Here is a 17,721-nt window from a genome sequence, read left to right on the forward strand (position 1 = left end):
CCTGAGCGCAGCGAAGGCCGTACGCCAGGGGCAAGCCTTTTTGGTTACTTTTTCGGCGTCTGGAAAAAGTGACTGTTAAACGCAGATGCCGGATATGTACGCGGTACACCAGTTAAACCCTGCAGCGGCTAAATATCCGCCCAGGTTTTACCCTAGCTTTTCTCGTAATAAATCTCGTTGATCCACCACAGCACTTCCCCGCTCGGTGTCTGCACCACTGCCTCGTCGCCCACCTCTTTCTTCAACAGCGCACGGGCCATCGGTGAGTCGATGGAGATGTAGTCGTTGCGTCCGTAGATTTCGTCGTAACCCACAATGCGGAATTTCTTGACGTCCCCGGCCTCGTTTTCAATTTCGACCCAGGCACCAAAAAACACCCGGCCTTCCTGCTCCGGCGAGTAATCAACCACCCGTACATCCTCGAGGCGCTTGCGCAGGTAGCGCACCCGTCGGTCAATCTCGCGCAGCAACTTCTTGTTGTACTGGTAGTCAGCGTTTTCGCTGCGATCACCCAGTGATGCTGCCCAGGTCACCTTGCGTGTGGTATCCGGGCGCTTTTCCCGCCACAGGTAGTCAAGCTCCTGCTTCAGGGCTTCATGGCCTTGCCTGGTGATGATGTTGGTACTCACTCGCGGTCGTTCTCCAGCAGGTTGCATTGGCCAGGGCAGACTCTTAGCACCCCGGCGCGACGAAATACATAGAGGCGCTGATAAAAATCACAAGCGCGGCGACACTCTCACTGTGCCGTGGCCTGGCGATACTGGCGCGGGGTAAAACCGGTCAATGCCTTGAATTGGCGGGTGAACGCGCTGTGGTCGGTGTATCCGCACTGCAGGGCCACCTGAGTAATCGGAATATCGGTCAGCAACAGCCGATGGGCGTGTTCCAGACGCACCTTCTGGATCATCTGCCGTGGCGTCAGGTGAAACACACGCTTGCAGTAGCGCTCCAGTTGCGCCACGGAGATTCCGGCAATACGGGTCAACTCACCCAGGGTAACGCGGCGGTTGAAATGCGTGCGAATGTGCTCATCCACTGCCGCCAGCCGCTGGTACGCCGGGTGGGTATCGCTGGCTGATTGCAAGTCCACGGAGATCCCGGCCAGGCCGATGATCTCGCCCTGGAGATTGTACAGCGGGCGCTTGTGGGTCAGGCACCAGCCAGGCTCCCGGGTCCCGTACAGATGCAGTTCCAGCTGGTCCTCAAGCACCAGCCCCTGCTCCAGCACCTGGCGATCCTGCTCGGTATAGCCCGGCCCCAACTGCGCGGGGAATACCTCGGCGCTGGTTTTGCCGAGCAGGGGTTGCAACTGCTTGAGGCCGCAGCGCTGGACCAGGGTGCGGTTGGCCAGTACATAGCGCGCGGCATTGTCCTTGATGAAGATCGCGGCATTGGGGATGGCATCGAGCATCGGTAGCAACAGGGCTACCCCCGAGAGCAACTGCTCAAGACTCTCGGGGCGGCTCAACTCGCTGCCCTGGCTCAGGATTGCAAAAGCATTCTGCGTCATCAAACTCACTCTCCCACCACTGGCCAGGTATCGGCCGCCTGGGTGCATTGTGCTGATTTCGTCATCGGCTTCAATGGAAAAGATCAATCGTAAACGTTCCCCGACGTTCAATCTAGCGCCATTGCACACCCGCCAACCGTATTGGCGCAATGGCAAATGACATCACACCTGCCTAACCAATAACTCACAAAAAGGCGACGCTATGTCAGGTAAAGGCAAATTCAAGAAACAGCTCTCACTGATGGACCTGACCTTTATCGGTCTGGGTGCCATCTTCGGTTCCGGCTGGTTGTTTGCAGCCAGTCATGTGTCGGCGATCGCTGGCCCGGCTGGGATTTTTTCCTGGCTGCTGGGCGGTTTTTCCGTGCTGTTGCTAGGCATCGTTTACTGCGAGCTGGGCGCTGCCCTGCCGCGCGCCGGTGGCGTCATTCGTTACCCGGTTTACTCCCATGGCCCGTTGCTCGGTTACTTGATGGGCTTTATCACCCTGATCGCCTTCTCCAGCCTGGTGGCAATTGAAGTGGTCGCCGCCCGCCAATACGCCGCGGCATGGTTCCCCGAGCTGACCAAGGCCGGCTCCAGTGACCCTTCGATCCTGGGCTGGCTCCTGCAGTTCGGCCTGCTGTGCCTGTTTTTCATGCTCAACTACCGAAGCGTGAAGACCTTCGCCATGGCCAATAACCTGGTCAGCGTATTCAAATTTATCGTGCCGCTGCTGGTCATCGGCGTGCTGTTCACCTTCTTCAAACCGGAAAATCTCTACGCCCAGGGCTTCGCCCCGTTCGGCCTGTCGGGCGTGCAGATGGCCGTTTCTGCAGGCGGCATTATCTTCGCCTATCTGGGCCTGACACCGATCATTTCGGTGGCCAGTGAAGTGAAGAACCCGCAACGCACCATCCCGATTGCCCTGATCCTGTCGGTCCTGTTGTCGACCGTGATTTATGTGCTGCTGCAAGTGGCCTTCCTCGGCGGCGTACCCTCTGAAATGCTGGCCAACGGCTGGGCCGGCGTGACCAAGGAACTGGCATTGCCCTATCGCGACATCGCCCTGGCTCTGGGTGTGGGCTGGCTGGCTTATCTGGTGGTGGCCGACGCGGTGATCTCGCCAAGCGGCTGCGGCAACATTTACATGAATGCCACGCCGCGGGTGATTTATGGCTGGGCGCAAACCGGCACGTTTTTCAAGATTTTCACCCGCATCGATGAAAAGTCCGGCATCCCGCGCCCGGCGCTGTGGCTGACCTTTGGCCTGTCGGTGTTCTGGACCCTGCCTTTCCCGTCCTGGGAAGCCCTGATCAGCGTGGTATCTGCCGCCCTGGTACTGAGCTACGCAGTGGCACCGGTGTCCGTGGCCGCATTGCGCCGCAATGCTCCAGACATGCCGCGCCCGTTCCGGGTCAAGTGGATGGGAGTGATGGGGCCGCTGTCATTTATCGTCGCTGCGCTGATTGTTTACTGGTCAGGCTGGAACACCGTGTCCTGGCTGCTCGGCCTGCAAATCGTGATGTTCGTGGTGTACCTGCTGTGTTCGCGATTCGTACCGACCAACCACCTGAGCCTGGGCCAGCAAGTACGCTCATCTTTGTGGCTGATCGGCTTCTACGCCGTAACCATGGTGCTGTCCAAACTCGGCACTTTCGGCGGCCTGGGCGTACTTGCCCACCCGTTTGACACCCTGGTCGTCGCAGCTTGTGCGACGGGCATCTATTACTGGGGCGCGGCCACCGGCGTGCCGGCTCATCTGGTCCGGCTGGAAGACGACGAGGACAGCGAAGAAGCCCCGGAACTTGCCAGTAACACCCCGGCCAGCCACGCCACGGGGGCGTTTATCCAGACTTCATCCTGAGACACCGTTAACCACAGTAGTCCTCCGAGCCGTTGTTCTCTTCCAAGGGATACGTTCATGAAGCAAGTCCATATCATTGATTCACATACCGGCGGCGAACCCACCCGCGTGGTGATCAAAGGCTTCCCGCAACTGGCCGGGCGCAGCATTGCCGAGCAGCGCGACACCCTGCGCGACCAGCATGACCAATGGCGCCGGGCCTGCCTGCTGGAGCCCCGAGGCAACGATGTACTGGTCGGTGCACTGTACTGCGAGCCCGTGTCGGCGGATGCCACGTGCGGGGTGATCTTCTTCAACAATGCCGGTTATCTGGGCATGTGCGGCCACGGCACCATCGGCCTGATCGCTTCCCTGCATCACCTGGGCCAGATCGAGATCGGCGAGCACAAGATCGACACCCCGGTCGGCCCGGTCACCGCCACCCTGCATCCAGATGGCAAGGTCACCGTAGGCAATGTGCCCTCCTACCGCTATCGCCAGCAGGTCGCCGTTGAGGTGCCGGGGCATGGCCGTGTGCAGGGCGATATTGCCTGGGGCGGCAACTGGTTCTTCCTGGTCTCCGATCACGGCAAGACACTGCAACTGGACAATGTCGAAGCCCTGACCGAGTACACCTGGACCATGCTCAAGGCCCTTGAGGCACAGGGTATCCACGGCGAAGACGGTGCCCTGATCGACCATATCGAACTGTTTGCCGACGACGACAAGGCCGACAGCCGCAACTTTGTCATGTGCCCGGGCAAGGCCTATGACCGCTCGCCCTGTGGCACCGGCACCAGCGCCAAGCTGGCGTGCCTGGCCGCCGACGGCAAGCTGGCTCCAGGCCAACCCTGGGTGCAGGCCAGCATCACCGCCAGCCAGTTTGTCGGCAGTTATCAATGGGACGGCGAGCGCATTCGCCCGTTCATTACCGGCCAGGCCTATATGACCGCCGACAGCATGCTGCTGATCGACGAAAGAGATCCTTTCGCGTGGGGCATTTAAGCCCTTCGCCGTAAACACATCCGAATAAACGACTCGAGGAGTTAGAACAATGAGCGATAACATTTTCACCGGTTGCATGCCTGCCCTGATGACCCCTTGCACCGCCGAGCGCAAGCCGGACTTCGACGCGCTGGTGGCCAAGGGCCGCGAACTGATCGATATCGGCATGAGTGCCGTGGTGTACTGCGGCTCCATGGGTGACTGGCCTTTGCTGACCGAAGCCGAGCGCCAGGAAGGTGTGGCACGCCTGGTAGCTGCGGGCATCCCAACCATCGTCGGCACCGGCGCCGTAAACAGCCGCGAAGCGGTGTCCCATGCGGCACACGCTGCCAAAGTTGGCGCCCAGGGCCTGATGGTGATTCCACGCCTGCTGTCCCGTGCAGCCTCGCCTGCTGCGCAAAAAGCTCACTTCGCCGCCATCCTGCAAGCCGCTCCACAGCTACCGGCGGTTATCTACAACAGCCCGTACTACGGCTTCGCCACCCGCGCCGACCTGTTCTTCGAACTGCGTAGCCAATACCCGAACCTGATCGGCTTCAAAGAGTTCGGCGGTGCTGCCGACATGCGTTACGCCGCCGAACACATCACTTCCAAAGACGATGATGTGACCCTGATGGTCGGCGTCGACACCCAGGTTGTGCATGGCTTCGTCAACTGCAACGCCACCGGCGCCATTACCGGCATCGGCAACGCCCTGCCTCGCGAAGTGCTGCACCTGGTGGCCCTGAGCAAGCAAGCGGCCAAGGGCGACCCTAAAGCCCGTCGCCTGGCCCGCGAGCTGGAAGCCGCCCTGGCGGTGCTCTCGTCGTTCGATGAAGGCACTGACCTGGTGCTCTACTACAAGCACCTGATGGTGCTCAATGGCGACAGAGAATACAGCCTGCACTTCAACGACACCGATGCGCTGAGCGATGCCCAACGCCACTACGCCGAGAACCAGTACAGCCTGTTCCGCCAGTGGTACAAAACCTGGTCCGCCGAACAGAACGTCGCCTGACCCGCAGCGCAGCCCTGCATCCCTGAACAGCGGCGCACATCATGTGCGCCGCCTTGTTCCAGCCAACCCATTTTAGGAACACGCCATGACTCTGACAGGCAACATGCTGATCGGTCAGCAAGCCATCACCGGTAACCGCGAAGCGATCCGGGCGATCAATCCCGCCACCGGCACTGTGCTCGAACCGGCCTACCTTGGCGGCGGCAGCGAACATGTCGAGCAGGCGTGCACCCTGGCCCAGGAGGCTTTTGACAGCTTTCGCGAGACCTCACTGGAAACTCGCGCCACTTTTCTGGAAACCATCGCCGCTGAAATCGAAGCCCTTGGCGATGAATTGATTGACCGCGCCGTCAGCGAATCAGGCCTGCCACGCCCGCGCATCGTCGGTGAACGCGCACGTACCTGCCAGCAACTGCGTACCTTTGCCCGTACCGTACGCGCTGGAGAATGGCTGGATGTGCGGGTCGACAACGCGCTGCCCGAGCGCCAACCACTGCCCCGTGCAGATTTGCGCCAACGCCAGGTGCCACTGGGCCCGGTGGCCGTATTCGGTGCCAGCAACTTCCCGCTGGCCTTCTCCGTGGCCGGTGGCGACACTGCCTCGGCGCTGGCGGCCGGCTGCCCGGTGGTAGTCAAGGCCCACAGCGCCCACCCTGGCACCAGCGAACTGGTTGGCCATGCGATTGCCCGTGCGGTGAAAGAATCGAACCTGCCTGAAGGGGTCTTTTCCCTGTTGTTCGGTTCCGGCCGTGAAGTCGGTGTTGCCCTGGTCAGCGATCCACGCATCAAGGTAGTCGGCTTTACCGGCTCGCGCAGTGGCGGCATGGCTTTGTGCAAAGTGGCAGCAGCACGCCCCGAACCCATCCCGGTGTATGCGGAGATGAGCTCGATCAACCCGGTACTGCTGTTCCCCGCTGCGCTGCAGGCTCGCGGCGAATCACTGGCGCAGGGCTTTGTTGCATCTCTGACCCAGGGTGCAGGCCAGTTTTGCACCAACCCGGGTCTGGTTATCGGCCATCAAGGGCCGGCACTGGATAGGTTTATCAGCACAGCTGCCCGGCTGGTCCAGCAAAGCCCGGCCCAGACGATGCTCACTCCCGGGATTTTCCAGGCCTATGAAGCCGGTATTGGCTCTTTGCAGGGACTGAACAGTGCTCAAGAGGCCGCTGCCGGCTTGAGGGGGGAGACACCCAACCAGTGCCAGGCCCATCTGTTTGTGACCCGGGCCGGGGACTTCCTCGCCGACCCTGCATTGCAGGCCGAAGTCTTTGGTGCTGCGGCGCTGGTGGTGCAATGCGCCGATGACGAGGAGATCCGCCAGGTGCTCGAGCACCTTGAAGGCCAATTGACCATCACCCTGCAACTGGATGAAGCCGACCTCGACACTGCCAGGGCCATGCTTGCGACCCTGGAACGCAAGGCTGGTCGCTTGCTGGTCAATGGCTGGCCAACGGGGGTTGAGGTGTGCGACGCGATGGTCCACGGCGGGCCTTTCCCGGCAACTTCGGACACCCGCACCACCTCGGTTGGCACTGCGGCCATCCAGCGCTTCCTGCGTCCTGTCTGCTATCAGGACTTCCCTGACAGCCTGTTGCCGACGGCACTCAAGCGCGCCAACCCGCTGCACTTGCGCCGCCTGCTCGATGGCCACAGAGAAGTACTGGAAAATGCCTGATCACTTCGCTGGAAACACAGCTGACATTGCCGTGGTCGGCGCCGGAATCATCGGCGTCGCCTGTGCCCTGCAACTGGCGCGCCAGGGCCAGCGGGTGGTGGTCATCGACCCGCAGGAGCCGGGCCATGGCGCCTCATTCGGCAATGCCGGGCACCTGGCCACCGAACAGGTGTTCCCGATTGCCGACCTGTCGATTCTCAAGCGTTTGCCGGCCATGCTGATGGACCCGATGGGCCCCCTGCGCCTGGACTGGAAATATATGCCCCGGGCCCTGCCGTGGTTCACGCGTCTGCTGCTGAACCTGCGCAAGGCGCCCTTTCAGCGCACTGTAGCCGGTATTCGGGCCCTTAACGAAAGCAGCCTGGGTGCCTGGCACAGGCTACTGGAGGGCATTGACTGCCCGGGCCTGATGCGCGAAGACGGTTCGTTGCTGGTGTACGAACGTTCCGAGTCCCGGCAGCCACTTCTGGCACTGCAGGCACGCATGCGCCAGCAGCAGGTACCGGTCGAGTTCTGGGAGGCCAGGGCCATACACAAGGCAGCGCCGCAACTGAGCGAGCAGATTCAGGGCGGGTTGTTTTTTCCGGCCACGGGGCACTTTATCGACCCCTATCGCGTGGTTTGCGAACTGGTAGAGGCTGCCAGAAAGTGCGGTGTGCAGTTTCTCAAGCAACAGGTCACAGGCGGGCAACTGAGTGAGGCCGGAGTTTCTCTGATGACAGCCCAGGGCCAGGTGTCCGCCCGCCGGGTCGTGATCGCCTGCGGCGCCCACTCGGCCAAACTCACCGCAACCCTGACCGGCAAGCACGTTCCGTTGGATACCGAACGCGGTTACCACCTGATGCTGCCCCACGAGCATGACCGGCTGCCGTTTGCCGTCACCTCACTGGAACGCAAATTCATCATGACCCCGATGAGCGATGGCTTGAGGCTGGCGGGTACAGTTGAATTTGCCGGCCTGGAAGCGCCGCCGAGCATGGAGCGCGCCTGGCAGCTGCATCGCCTGAGCAAAGGGTTGTTGCGCCATGACCTTAGCGCTGAAGACGCGACGCCATGGATGGGCTTTCGCCCGTCGTTGCCGGACTCACTGCCGATCATCGACCGGGTGTGCGACGGCAAGGTACTGCTTGCCTTCGGCCATCAGCATTTGGGCCTGACCCAGGCAGCGGTAACGGCTGAACTGATCGCGCAGTTGGCGGGGGCAACCAGTGCCCACGCGCTGCCTGAGTTGCACCCTTACCGGCTGGAGCGTTTCTGATCCCATCCGTAGCAGCTGCAGAAGGAACGAGGCTGCTACGGGGTTGGAGCCTCAGCGCAGGATTATCAACCCCTGCCGACAAACACGGGTGAGGTTGTGAATCACCCGCTCGGCATTTTCAGCATCGGGGGACTGGATCACCGCCAGGTCAAAACTGTCAGCGGCAAATCGCGCCAGTTGATCGCCCTCTTCCACAAACTGGATCAGAAACGCCGTAGGCCGCCCTTTGCGGCGTGGCCAGCCATCGAGATAGCGCAGCAACGTAGGCTGATGCTTACCGCCCAGGAGGATTTTTGGGTTGCGCAAGGTTGGGCTGGCCGAGATCGGCGCAAGACGTACAAGGGGACGTGGGTGACTCATGTATCGGTTCTCCGCCTCAAGATTCTGCGTGGCAGGTGAGAGGCAACACCGAACCAGCGCTTTAGCGGTATTTCAAGGCCTGTTTCAAGCCTCTTAGACGGTCTGTGACCCTCTGGCGCCCCGCAAGTAGCTGTTTAAATCGGCGCAAGAAAACATCCTAGATAAACCTGCTTACTACTGTCAACAATCATCTGGAACGAAAAAGGCCCGCTCTGGGCGGGCCTTTTCACTGGCATCGGGTTTTCAGTCAGCTAGTGCACGATCGATCGACAACTTGCCTGCACCTTCGATCAGCACTGCCACGGTACCACCCAGCAAGGCCAGGGCGAATTCATAGCCGTTGTTGGCCATAAACAGGCCATTGCTGATATGCACCGAGAAGATCGCCACCAGCAACGTAAACGACAGGCCCAGGGCTGCAGGGCGCGCCAGCAAGCCGATAATCAGCGCCAGACCGCCCAGAAACTCGGTACCGCCCGCCAGCACTGCCATCAACATGCCCGGCGCCAGGCCAATGCTCTCCATCCATTGCGCCGTGCCCGCCAGGCCCCCGCCGCCAAACCAGCCGAACAGTTTTTGCGAACCGTGGGCGGCAAAGATAATACCGACGAAAATACGCAAGACCGTCAAACCATAACCTGCGCGGCTGCCCAGTACGGTATGGATCAATTTGCTCATGATGGAATCCTTTAAGTCATCAGTTGGGGAATGCTCGCCATACTAATCAGTTTTTATAATGTTAAAAGTCGAATAAACCTGACAAAACAATCAAATTATTCGATTATTTGCGTGTGACCAGTTCAGCTTTTGCCGGTTCCAGGGAATCCCGCTCCCGGTCAAAGGCCAAATAGTATTTATTCACGCTATTAACATAGCTGACAGCCCCCATTCCCACCTGCTCCATGGCAATACGTTCCACCTGAAAGAACCATTGATTGGGGTTCAGGCCGCGTCGCCTGGCTTCAGCCCGCATGCCCTGCACCCGCTCCGGCCCCATGTTGTAAGCCGCCAGCACAAACGCCATGCGCTCACGCTCGTTGAGCTTGGGGCTGGCAAAGAACTTGCGGCGGATCAGCGACAGATACCGGGCACCGGCCTGCACATTGCTATCGACATTTTGAATATTGTTGACCCCCACCCGCCGGGCGGCCGAGGGGGTAATCTGGAGTAGCCCTGTCGCCCCGCCGCTGCCTTTGGCTTCAGGGTTGAGGGTAGACTCCTTGAATGCCAGCGCTGCCAGGTTCAACCAGTCCATGCCCTGTTGCCGGGCATGTTTTTGCAACACCGGGCGCAGTTTTTCAAGCTGCTGGCGATCGGCCCGGGCCAACGGGTAATGCACCCGGTACAAACGTCGGTATACCCGCTCAAAGGCCACATCCTGATCGGCCGGGGCCTTGTAGCCATCGAGAAACCGGTCGATGCTGGCCCGCAACATCGACGCATCACGGCGTACATACCAGTGCATGGCCTCGGGCTCGCTGACCAGCACCTTGCGGTCAAAACGCAGCTTGGGCATCAGCGTGGCCCAGCGCTCGGCAATCGGGCGCTCCACGATGGTCAAATGAAAAATCCCGGCCTGCACCATCTCCAGCACATCCTCCACCGCCAGGGTCGGATCTACCCACTCAATCTTCACCGGGGGCAGTTTGCGCAAGGCCAGTTTTTGATTGATCAAATTGACCGAGGCTCCCGCCGCACTGCCGGTGGTCAACGCCACGGTGCGGCCCGACAGTTGCTCAAGGCGGGTAAAGCGCCGCTCGCCCTTGACCCCCACCAACAACAAGGGCACATCGTCGACGATCGGATCACTGGCGCTGATGGCGCGGCTGGGCTTGAAATCGATCAACTCACCCGGGGCAACTACATCGCCTTCACCCCGGGACAATGCGCCCAGCAGTTGATCCTTGGCTTTAGGGATGATCTTGAGGGTTATTTCCTGGCCATCGCGGGCATGGCTGTTGAGGTAGCGTTCAAACGCACGCAGACGATGGTATTCAACGCCAATCGCCTGCCCCTGCACCTCGCCCGAGCTGTTGCGGCTTTGATTGACCAGCACCCGCAACACCTGACTGCTGCGGATTTGCGCCAGATCGCGGACCTGACTTGGCTGCCCGACCTGTAAAGGTCCGGTCAGGCGTGCCAGTGCCGGTAGCGGCAACAGCAGCAGGCACAGCGCAATCAATAGCGTCGGTCTTGTCATCCGTTCTCCGGAAAGAATACAGCCCAGCACCCGGTCGGTTTCCCGACAACCGGTTGCCTCAAGTGAGGCTTTCAAGCGCTGGAATCAGCGCGCAAAACAGTCAATGCGTCCTTTAAACAACCGGGCATTGCGTTGTTGCGGCATTCAAAGACAACCATAACTGTCTGTAGTTCTTGGTTTTTCTTGTAAATCTACAGCTCTGATATGCTGCGAGGCCTGTGGCCTGAGGTAAAACCATGCAACTCATTGATATCGGCGTCAACCTGACCAACCCAAGCTTTGACGGCAAACACCAGGCCGTGCTGGACCGTGCCTACGCGGCCGGGGTGTGCCAATTGGTGTTGACCGGCACCAGCGTCGAAGGCAGCGAACAGGCCTTGCAACTGTGCCGCGAGCTGGACGAAAGCGGCCAGCGGCTGTTCTCTACGGCCGGCATTCACCCGCACTCGGCCAGTGACTGGAACGGCGACAGCGCCCGCCAGTTGCTTGCCCTGCTCAAGGAACCGGGCGTGTGTGCGGTGGGTGAATGCGGGCTGGACTTCAACCGCGACTTTTCGCCCCGCGCCCAGCAGGAGAAAGTGCTGGAAGAACATCTGGCGCTGGCTGTTGACCTGCAACTGCCGGTTTTTCTGCATGAGCGTGATGCCAACCAGCGTTTGCTGGAAATCCTGCGCGACTTTCGCGACCGCTTGCCGGCTGCTGTGGTGCATTGCTTTACCGGCGAGAAAAAGGCGCTGTTCAGCTACCTCGACCTTGACCTGCATATCGGCATTACCGGCTGGATCTGCGACGAACGCCGCGGTACCCACCTGCACCCGCTGGTACGTGATATCCCGCGCGGTCGCCTGATGCTCGAAAGTGATGCGCCGTACCTGTTGCCCCGCACCCTGCGGCCCAAACCGAAAAATGGTCGCAACGAACCGGCCTACCTGACCGATGTGCTGCGCGAAGTGGCCGTGCACCGTGGCGAAAGCGAGCAGGACCTGGCCGAACACACCACCGCGTGTGCACGGGCGTTTTACGGGTTGCCGGTACTGACAGACTGACGCCCGCTCCCACGCAGTGCCTCTTTTGACCCACATCAACAAGATTGTCACTGAATAGCGGCACAATGATGGCACCTTGCCAATATTGTTTGCGCCAATTCAGAGAAGACCTCCCATGGGCACCTGGCTTAGCAACATCTCGCTCAAATACAAATTCTGGGCTGTCAACGCGGTGGCTTTTGTCACCACACTGCTGCTGGTGCTCTACGCCGTGCAGCTGGAACAGCAATCGCGCAGCAACGCCGCCCAGGCCAACGCCCGGGCCCAGGCGCAATTGCTCAGTGCCTGGCCTGCCGGGCAGCCCTTGCCCGAGGCCAGCCAATTGCTGCCCCTGGCGCCCGACCAGATCGCCAGCGTCAACGATCAACCCCTGCCGCAACTGGGCAACGCCAACGGCTGGGTCTCAATCAATCCCATGCCGTTGTTCGGCCACAATCTGCTGCTGGGCGCCGAGGTACTGACCCGCGACGACGGACAAAAAATCGCCGTGCTGGCCCATACACCTAGCCTGGCCCAGGTGTTTGTCGAGCGGCTGCCCAACTATGCCGCCGCCGTGCTGATCCTGATGCTGGCCATGCTCTGCGCTTCGCAGTTGCTGATCCGCTTCCTGCTGAGCCAGCTCAACACCCTCAAGGACGTGATGCTGCATGTGGAGAAAACCGGTGACCTGTCCGCCCGGGTGCCCCTGGCGTGTACCGATGAGGTCGGGCAGATGGCCAGCGCCTTCAATGCCATGCAGGCCGGTTACCAGCGGGTGGTGAACACCGTGGCCCAAACCGCAGCGCAACTGGATGCCGGAGCCGCGCGCCTGGCCAGCAGCATGGACGAGGTGCGCCACGGCATGCTCGGCCAGCAAAGCGAGACCGACCAGGCCGCCACCGCAATCAATGAAATGTCGGCCACGGTCTACCATATTGCGCAACACGCTGGGGCTACCCGCGACCTGTCGCAAACCGCAGACAACCTGGCGGGGAGTGGCCAGCAGGTGGTCAGCCGCGTGCAACAGTCAATCGCCAGCCTGTCCACCGGGGTGCAAACCACTGCAGAAATGATCCAGCAACTGGCCCAGGACAGCCAGAAGATCAACGGCGTGGTCAGTGTGATTCACAGCATCGCCGAACAGACCAACCTGCTGGCGTTGAACGCGGCCATCGAAGCGGCTCGCGCAGGTGAAATGGGTCGTGGCTTTGCCGTGGTCGCCGATGAAGTGAGGCACCTGGCCAAACGCGTGCAGACATCCACGGACGAAATCACCGCCATGGTTTCGGCCTTGCAGGCGGGCACCCGCGACGCCGTGGATTTTATGCAGGAAAGCTCGTTCAAGGCCGACGACTGCGTGCAGCAGGCCCAGGAAGCGGGCGCGGCATTGGCCGAGATCACTCACGCCGTGGCGCAAATGCGCGAAAGCAACACCCAGATTGCCGTGGCCGCCGAGCAGCAAAGCCAGGTCGCGGAAGAGATGAACCGGGCAGTGGTGAGCATCCGCGATGTCACCGAAAACACCGTGCAACAGACCGTCGACTCGGCCACTACCAGCAATGAACTGGCAACCCTGGCAGGCGAGTTGAATCGGGCGATTGGTCAACTAAAGCTATAAGGCCAATAGCCATTGTTGATTCGCCGCAGGGTGATCATAAATCTATGATTTGTTTATCCGGTTCAGCCCAGGCTGAACCCTCGAACAAGGAGAGCAATCATGGGCAAACGTCATCCAAATCTACCGGCCTGGCAATGGCGCTCCAACCCGCACGGCCAGCAAAACACCGCGTATCAGGCAATCAACCTGATCGCAGTGCCGATGATGGTGGTGGCTTTTCTGTTGCTGGTGTCGGGCGTCTTCAGTGAAAACGCCACCAGCGCGGTGATCGGTCTGGTTGCCCTGTTTGCGGCCCTGATCCTGCAACGCCAGGGCCACAAGGCCACCAGCGCAACGGATAACAGCCAGACCTTCTGATCAACCGAACACGGCTACGGTCTGGCGGCTGAGCGCAATCAGCTCGCCGCCTGGGCCCCACAGGTTGGCCGCCACATGGCCGTAGCCATCCCGCGCATGTTCGATGACGGCCAGGTACTTGCACCACTGCAACGTGCTGACCCTAGGCAGTGGCTGCACGAACTCGATGGTCCAGGTCAGCGTGCTGCCTGCTGTCGGCTTGTTCAGTAACGGCAGCAGTGCAGGCGGCCAGGTATCGACCAGCGCCAGCAAATGGGTTTCTGTCAGAGGTTCGTCCTCAACACCGCCATCAAAACGTACCCAGCCGCCCATTTCCCGCGTTCCACGACCGCTAAACGGCAGTGCGCCCACGGCCCAGGCCATGGACAAATGACGCATAAACTCCGGGGTAACGCCTTTGATATAGGGCAACAGCGGGCAATCTTCGGGCGCCTTCATCTCAGGCGCAGGCAAGCCGTCTACGTTCGCCACTGACTCCCGCGCAGCGCCAAAGCTGCCTTGTACCAGGGTCATGACCTGACCGTCCTGCACCACCCGCCCCAGCACCTGGCTGACCGCCTTGCCTTCGCGCAGCACCTCAACCTCGAAACGCACCGGTACATCGGCGGCCACCGGCCCGACAAAACTCACTGCCAATGAGCGCAATGCCCGCTCGACAGGCACATGGGCGCGCATGGCTTCGTACTGCAAAGCCACCAACAGGCCGCCAAAGCTGGCGCGGCCCTGGCCCCAATCGGCCGGAATGGTCACGTCCAAAGGCGTGTTGCGCACCGCCGCAACCAATTCGCAAAACTGCATAAGCACCTCGAAACAGATAAATATGACGAGATACTACCCATCCATCTGACTCTGCACAGTGCTGTATCGGCCAAAGATCAGGAGTGAAAGCAAGCCGCACTCAATTTGACCAACGCCTTGTCAGCGCGTTTTTCGCCGTGCTCAAGGGTGGCCTGCCATTGCGCCACACAGGGTTGCAAGTCGGCGTGTTGCCCGGCCTGCAGCAACCATTGCCAGGCATCGTGCCACTCGCCCAGCGCCTGCTGTGCCCCCTTGAGGCGCGCCAGCACCAAGGGCGGCAGCTGGTTCAACTCCGGGTAGGCTTCAGCGGCATAGCGTACGCGCTTGATCAGCAACCTTACGCGATGGCGGTCATGGCCAGGGTCATTGAGAGCGTTTTCCAGGGTTTTCCACTGTTTTTCCAGGACCTTTGCGATCCGCTGGCGCAAACCACGCAGCAGGCCTTCTCGCTCGGCAGCACGCAAAAAGCGCGGAAACACCTCGAGGATCATCAACAGTTGAGCCAACTGCTCACTGTCGGCCACCCGGGCATAACTGCCGGCCAACTGTTGCGTGCGGCGTTGCGCCTGCGCCGTGTAGCCGTGCGCCTGCAAATGTGCCGCCAGCACTTCAAGATCACGCAGGGGGGTGGTCAACACGCCAACCTGGGATGCAGACATTTCAAGTTGCACAACCCCCGGCAACCCGCGCAAAGGCCGCAACAGGCTGCGCAAGCGGCGCACAGTGGTGCGCAGGTCGTGCAGGGCTTCCGGGTCCGTATCGGCTTCCAGACGCGCCTGACAGGCCAGTAACCTGACCTCCAGACGCACGATGTTTGCCACTATCCGGTCAACCAGCTCAGACATCCTCACCCTCCCCCTTTACCGCTGCGCTTCAACGCCCGGCGCGGGATTCACGAATATAGAAACGCGCCTTCTCGGCTTTTTTGGTGCAACCCTCAAAGGCTTCAAATTGCTGCTGGGTCTTGGCCGCCGTCAACAAGGACAAGGCCTTGGAGTAGCTGACAGTCCCGGCGAAGCCTTCCGCCTTGGCCAGGTCCAGTTCATGCCAGGCCGAATCCAGGTTCGTCGCACAGCTGTCGCGATACGCCTTGGTCCCCGCACAACCTGCCAACGCCAGCGCGATCAGCGGTACACAAATCCATGCTTTCATGTTGTTTTCCTCAGAAATTAAAGTTCAGTGCAATCTCAGACGAACAACCTGCATAAAAGTGCCACAACGTAAAAATCAAAAAAACCGGCAACACCTACCCGTCATTGCTACAAGGCACTAGCCTAGCTGGTAGATACGCGTTCATGCCAAAAGCTGTCACTCAGGGTCACAAAAAGGCATTGTGAGTGACTGTCAGGCGAAGGTGGGGTTCATGAAAAAACGTATTGCATTGGTATTGGGCTCCGGCGGTGCCCGGGGCTATGCCCATATCGGCGTGATTGAAGAGCTGGAAAGCCGCGGCTATGAAATCGCCTGTATCGCCGGTTGCTCGATGGGCGCAGTGGTGGGCGGGATTTACGCCGCCGGCAAACTGGACATGTACCGGGACTGGATTCAAAGCCTGGACTACCTCGATGTGCTGCGCCTGGTGGATGTCAGCTTCCGGCTTGGAGCGATTCGCGGTGAAAAGGTCTTCGGCCAGATCCGCAATATGGTCGGTGAAATCAATATCGAGGACCTGCGCATCCCCTACACTGCCGTCGCCACCGACCTCACCCACCAGCAGGAAATCTGGTTTCAGGAGGGCTGCCTGCACCAGGCCATGCGCGCCTCGGCAGCGATCCCCAGCCTGTTTACCCCGGTGATGCAGGGCAACCGCATGCTGGTGGACGGCAGCCTGCTCAACCCGCTGCCCATCGTGCCGGTGGTGTCCAGCCACTGCGACCTGATCGTCGCCGTCAACCTCAACTCCACCCACCAGAGCCACTACCAGTTGCCGGTGATCCAGCGCCCGGCGGCTTTCAAGGGGCGCTTTGACAACCTGATGAGTTCGCTGGGCTCGCGCATGCCGTTTCGCAACAAACAGGCCGAGCACTTGCTCAACCTCGAACAGGAACTGCTCAACCCCCAGGCCGAGCCGCTGGCCCAGGCAAAGCCCAATCCCTGGCTCGACACACCGCAAACCGCCTCCCCTGCCGCTGAAGAGGGCTCGCCCAAGTCAGCCACCGGCTCGGTGATCATCGACAACGTCGGCCCGGCCTCGCTGCTGGACTTGATCAACCAGAGCTTCGAGGTCATGCAGACTTCACTGGCGCAATACAAGATCGCCGGTTACCCGCCCGATATCCTGATCAACGTGCCCAAGCGGGTGTGCCGGTTTTTCGAGTTCTACAAAGCCCAGGAGCTGATCGCCCTGGGCCGCCTGATTGCAAAAGACACCCTGGACCGTTACGAAAAGGACGAGGCGTCCAACAACCGGTAGCCAACCCCGGCTTCGGTCACGATATACCGTGGCCGGGTCGGATCATCCGCCAGTTTCTGGCGCAAATGGCCAACGACAATTCTCAGGTAATGGCTGTTTTCGACATGGCTCGGGCCCCAGATATCCTTGAGCAATTGCTGCTGGGTAATGACCCGCCCCGGATGACGCGCCAAGAGCGCCAGCACCGCGTATTCCTTGCGGGTCAGCGCCACTTCGACGCCATCGAGCAGCACACGGCGGAACGCCAGGTCGACGGTCAAGGGGCCGAGTTCAAGCGCCGACTCCCGGGTTTCGCCCACAGGCGCCTGGCGCAACAAGGCCCTGATTCGTGCCAGAAACTCCTGGATGCCGAAGGGTTTGGTCACGTAATCGTTGGCCCCGCCGTCCAGTGCCTGGACTTTTTGCGCTTCGCTGGCGCGCACCGAGAGCACCAGTACCGGCGCATTTGACCACTCGCGAAACTCGCGCAGTACCTGTTGGCCATCCATGTCCGGCAAGCCCAGGTCGAGCACCAGCACATCGGGCCGTCCGAGCGCTGCCTGGCTCAAGCCATCGGCCCCGGTCGCGGCCTCCAGCACGGTGTATCCCTGGGACACCAGGCTGATACGCAGGAATTTGCGAATCTGCGGTTCATCGTCGATGACCAAAATGGTCGCGCTCTGGCTCATGACTTGTTACCG

Annotated in this window: 18 protein-coding genes; 9 read left to right on the forward strand and 9 right to left on the reverse strand. The window is 60.6% G+C overall.

All coding sequences use genetic code 11. The features are described from left to right. Positions 1–152 precede the first annotated feature (152 nt). Both greB and QN377_RS19050 read right to left on the reverse strand, forming a co-directional pair. Positions 153–629, reverse strand: a complete 477-nt coding sequence (gene greB / locus QN377_RS19045) for a transcription elongation factor GreB (RefSeq protein WP_029611319.1) — start codon at positions 627–629, stop codon at positions 153–155. Positions 630–736: 107 nt separating this feature from the next. Next, a complete protein-coding gene (locus tag QN377_RS19050; RefSeq protein ID WP_095002272.1) occupies positions 737–1,510 on the reverse strand; it encodes an AraC family transcriptional regulator in 774 nt (257 codons plus the stop codon). Between the two features lie 202 nt (positions 1,511–1,712). Here QN377_RS19050 and QN377_RS19055 point away from each other — a divergent pair, with 202 nt between their 5' ends. The 5 genes from QN377_RS19055 (at position 1,713) to QN377_RS19075 (ending at position 8,270) form a co-directional block, all read left to right on the forward strand. After that, positions 1,713–3,356 (forward strand): APC family permease, encoded by a 1,644-nt coding sequence (locus QN377_RS19055; protein ID WP_095026106.1) that lies wholly within the window; start codon positions 1,713–1,715, stop codon positions 3,354–3,356. Between the two features lie 57 nt (positions 3,357–3,413). After that, the gene (locus QN377_RS19060; protein ID WP_130871764.1) at positions 3,414–4,340 is read left to right on the forward strand and encodes a 4-hydroxyproline epimerase; all 927 of its coding nucleotides are present in this window, start codon (positions 3,414–3,416) and stop codon (positions 4,338–4,340) included. 49 nt (positions 4,341–4,389) lie between these two features. Continuing rightward, on the forward strand, positions 4,390–5,337 hold the full coding sequence (locus QN377_RS19065; protein ID WP_322213262.1) for a dihydrodipicolinate synthase family protein: 948 nt from the start codon (positions 4,390–4,392) through the stop codon (positions 5,335–5,337). A gap of 85 nt (positions 5,338–5,422) precedes the next feature. After that, positions 5,423–7,012: an aldehyde dehydrogenase (NADP(+)) gene (locus QN377_RS19070; protein ID WP_322213264.1), complete on the forward strand. Its 1,590-nt coding sequence runs from the start codon at positions 5,423–5,425 to the stop codon at positions 7,010–7,012. After that, entirely contained in the window at positions 7,005–8,270 is a 1,266-nt protein-coding gene (locus QN377_RS19075; RefSeq protein ID WP_095002157.1) for an NAD(P)/FAD-dependent oxidoreductase, read from the forward strand. The genes QN377_RS19070 and QN377_RS19075 overlap by 8 nt, the downstream gene beginning before the upstream one ends. A 51-nt stretch (positions 8,271–8,321) precedes the next feature. Here the strand turns inward: QN377_RS19075 and QN377_RS19080 are convergent, their stop codons facing one another. From QN377_RS19080 to QN377_RS19090, 3 genes are all read right to left on the reverse strand, one after another. Continuing rightward, positions 8,322–8,630 (reverse strand): class I SAM-dependent methyltransferase, encoded by a 309-nt coding sequence (locus QN377_RS19080; RefSeq protein WP_322213267.1) that lies wholly within the window; start codon positions 8,628–8,630, stop codon positions 8,322–8,324. A gap of 243 nt (positions 8,631–8,873) precedes the next feature. Beyond that, positions 8,874–9,308: a DoxX family protein gene (locus QN377_RS19085; protein WP_095002159.1), complete on the reverse strand. Its 435-nt coding sequence runs from the start codon at positions 9,306–9,308 to the stop codon at positions 8,874–8,876. A 103-nt stretch (positions 9,309–9,411) separates the two neighbouring features. Beyond that, the gene (locus QN377_RS19090) at positions 9,412–10,830 is read right to left on the reverse strand and encodes a transglycosylase SLT domain-containing protein (RefSeq protein WP_095002160.1); all 1,419 of its coding nucleotides are present in this window, start codon (positions 10,828–10,830) and stop codon (positions 9,412–9,414) included. A 236-nt stretch (positions 10,831–11,066) separates the two neighbouring features. Between QN377_RS19090 and QN377_RS19095 the strand changes: the two genes are divergently transcribed. The 3 genes from QN377_RS19095 to QN377_RS19105 all read left to right on the forward strand — a co-directional run bounded on the left by QN377_RS19095 (position 11,067) and on the right by QN377_RS19105 (position 13,830). Then, on the forward strand, positions 11,067–11,876 hold the full coding sequence (locus QN377_RS19095) for a TatD family hydrolase (protein WP_016780110.1): 810 nt from the start codon (positions 11,067–11,069) through the stop codon (positions 11,874–11,876). A 115-nt stretch (positions 11,877–11,991) separates the two neighbouring features. Continuing rightward, positions 11,992–13,473 carry a methyl-accepting chemotaxis protein gene (locus QN377_RS19100; protein ID WP_133144912.1) on the forward strand — a complete coding sequence of 494 codons (1,482 nt, stop codon included), beginning with the start codon at positions 11,992–11,994 and terminating at the stop codon, positions 13,471–13,473. Between the two features lie 99 nt (positions 13,474–13,572). Continuing rightward, a complete protein-coding gene (locus tag QN377_RS19105) occupies positions 13,573–13,830 on the forward strand; it encodes a terminase (RefSeq protein ID WP_095002162.1) in 258 nt (85 codons plus the stop codon). Here QN377_RS19105 and QN377_RS19110 read toward each other — a convergent pair whose 3' ends face one another. The 3 genes from QN377_RS19110 to QN377_RS19120 all read right to left on the reverse strand — a co-directional run bounded on the left by QN377_RS19110 (position 13,831) and on the right by QN377_RS19120 (position 15,780). Then, positions 13,831–14,628 carry an acyl-CoA thioesterase gene (locus tag QN377_RS19110; RefSeq protein WP_169916703.1) on the reverse strand — a complete coding sequence of 266 codons (798 nt, stop codon included), beginning with the start codon at positions 14,626–14,628 and terminating at the stop codon, positions 13,831–13,833. It abuts the gene before it with no gap. Positions 14,629–14,705: 77 nt separating this feature from the next. Beyond that, on the reverse strand, positions 14,706–15,473 hold the full coding sequence (locus QN377_RS19115; protein ID WP_095002164.1) for a CHAD domain-containing protein: 768 nt from the start codon (positions 15,471–15,473) through the stop codon (positions 14,706–14,708). A gap of 28 nt (positions 15,474–15,501) precedes the next feature. Next, entirely contained in the window at positions 15,502–15,780 is a 279-nt protein-coding gene (locus tag QN377_RS19120) for a hypothetical protein (RefSeq protein ID WP_095002165.1), read from the reverse strand. A gap of 211 nt (positions 15,781–15,991) precedes the next feature. Between QN377_RS19120 and QN377_RS19125 the strand changes: the two genes are divergently transcribed. Further along, a complete protein-coding gene (locus QN377_RS19125; protein ID WP_095002166.1) occupies positions 15,992–17,041 on the forward strand; it encodes a patatin-like phospholipase family protein in 1,050 nt (349 codons plus the stop codon). Here the strand turns inward: QN377_RS19125 and QN377_RS19130 are convergent. Continuing rightward, the gene (locus tag QN377_RS19130) at positions 17,008–17,709 is read right to left on the reverse strand and encodes a response regulator (RefSeq protein ID WP_095023979.1); all 702 of its coding nucleotides are present in this window, start codon (positions 17,707–17,709) and stop codon (positions 17,008–17,010) included. The two genes, QN377_RS19125 and QN377_RS19130, sit on opposite strands and share 34 nt — an antisense overlap. Positions 17,710–17,721: the final 12 nt, after the last annotated feature.

The organism is Pseudomonas sp. CCC4.1 (assembly GCF_035019225.1).
Lineage (GTDB): Bacteria > Pseudomonadota > Gammaproteobacteria > Pseudomonadales > Pseudomonadaceae > Aquipseudomonas > Aquipseudomonas bubulae.

Excerpts from the sequence above, each read along its gene's own strand:
- QN377_RS19065 (WP_322213262.1), top strand. The coding sequence starts at position 4,390 with ATGAGCGATAACATTTTCACCGGTTGCATGCCTGCCCTGATGACCCCT.
- QN377_RS19050 (WP_095002272.1), bottom strand. The coding sequence starts at position 1,510 with ATGACGCAGAATGCTTTTGCAATCCTGAGCCAGGGCAGCGAGTTGAGC.
- QN377_RS19120 (WP_095002165.1), bottom strand. The coding sequence starts at position 15,780 with ATGAAAGCATGGATTTGTGTACCGCTGATCGCGCTGGCGTTGGCAGGT.
- QN377_RS19095 (WP_016780110.1), top strand. The coding sequence starts at position 11,067 with ATGCAACTCATTGATATCGGCGTCAACCTGACCAACCCAAGCTTTGAC.
- QN377_RS19130 (WP_095023979.1), bottom strand. The coding sequence starts at position 17,709 with ATGAGCCAGAGCGCGACCATTTTGGTCATCGACGATGAACCGCAGATT.
- QN377_RS19085 (WP_095002159.1), bottom strand. The coding sequence starts at position 9,308 with ATGAGCAAATTGATCCATACCGTACTGGGCAGCCGCGCAGGTTATGGT.
- QN377_RS19060 (WP_130871764.1), top strand. The coding sequence starts at position 3,414 with ATGAAGCAAGTCCATATCATTGATTCACATACCGGCGGCGAACCCACC.
- QN377_RS19070 (WP_322213264.1), top strand. The coding sequence starts at position 5,423 with ATGACTCTGACAGGCAACATGCTGATCGGTCAGCAAGCCATCACCGGT.
- QN377_RS19100 (WP_133144912.1), top strand. The coding sequence starts at position 11,992 with ATGGGCACCTGGCTTAGCAACATCTCGCTCAAATACAAATTCTGGGCT.
- QN377_RS19080 (WP_322213267.1), bottom strand. The coding sequence starts at position 8,630 with ATGAGTCACCCACGTCCCCTTGTACGTCTTGCGCCGATCTCGGCCAGC.
- QN377_RS19115 (WP_095002164.1), bottom strand. The coding sequence starts at position 15,473 with ATGTCTGAGCTGGTTGACCGGATAGTGGCAAACATCGTGCGTCTGGAG.
- QN377_RS19105 (WP_095002162.1), top strand. The coding sequence starts at position 13,573 with ATGGGCAAACGTCATCCAAATCTACCGGCCTGGCAATGGCGCTCCAAC.
- QN377_RS19125 (WP_095002166.1), top strand. The coding sequence starts at position 15,992 with ATGAAAAAACGTATTGCATTGGTATTGGGCTCCGGCGGTGCCCGGGGC.
- QN377_RS19090 (WP_095002160.1), bottom strand. The coding sequence starts at position 10,830 with ATGACAAGACCGACGCTATTGATTGCGCTGTGCCTGCTGCTGTTGCCG.
- QN377_RS19110 (WP_169916703.1), bottom strand. The coding sequence starts at position 14,628 with ATGCAGTTTTGCGAATTGGTTGCGGCGGTGCGCAACACGCCTTTGGAC.
- QN377_RS19055 (WP_095026106.1), top strand. The coding sequence starts at position 1,713 with ATGTCAGGTAAAGGCAAATTCAAGAAACAGCTCTCACTGATGGACCTG.
- QN377_RS19075 (WP_095002157.1), top strand. The coding sequence starts at position 7,005 with ATGCCTGATCACTTCGCTGGAAACACAGCTGACATTGCCGTGGTCGGC.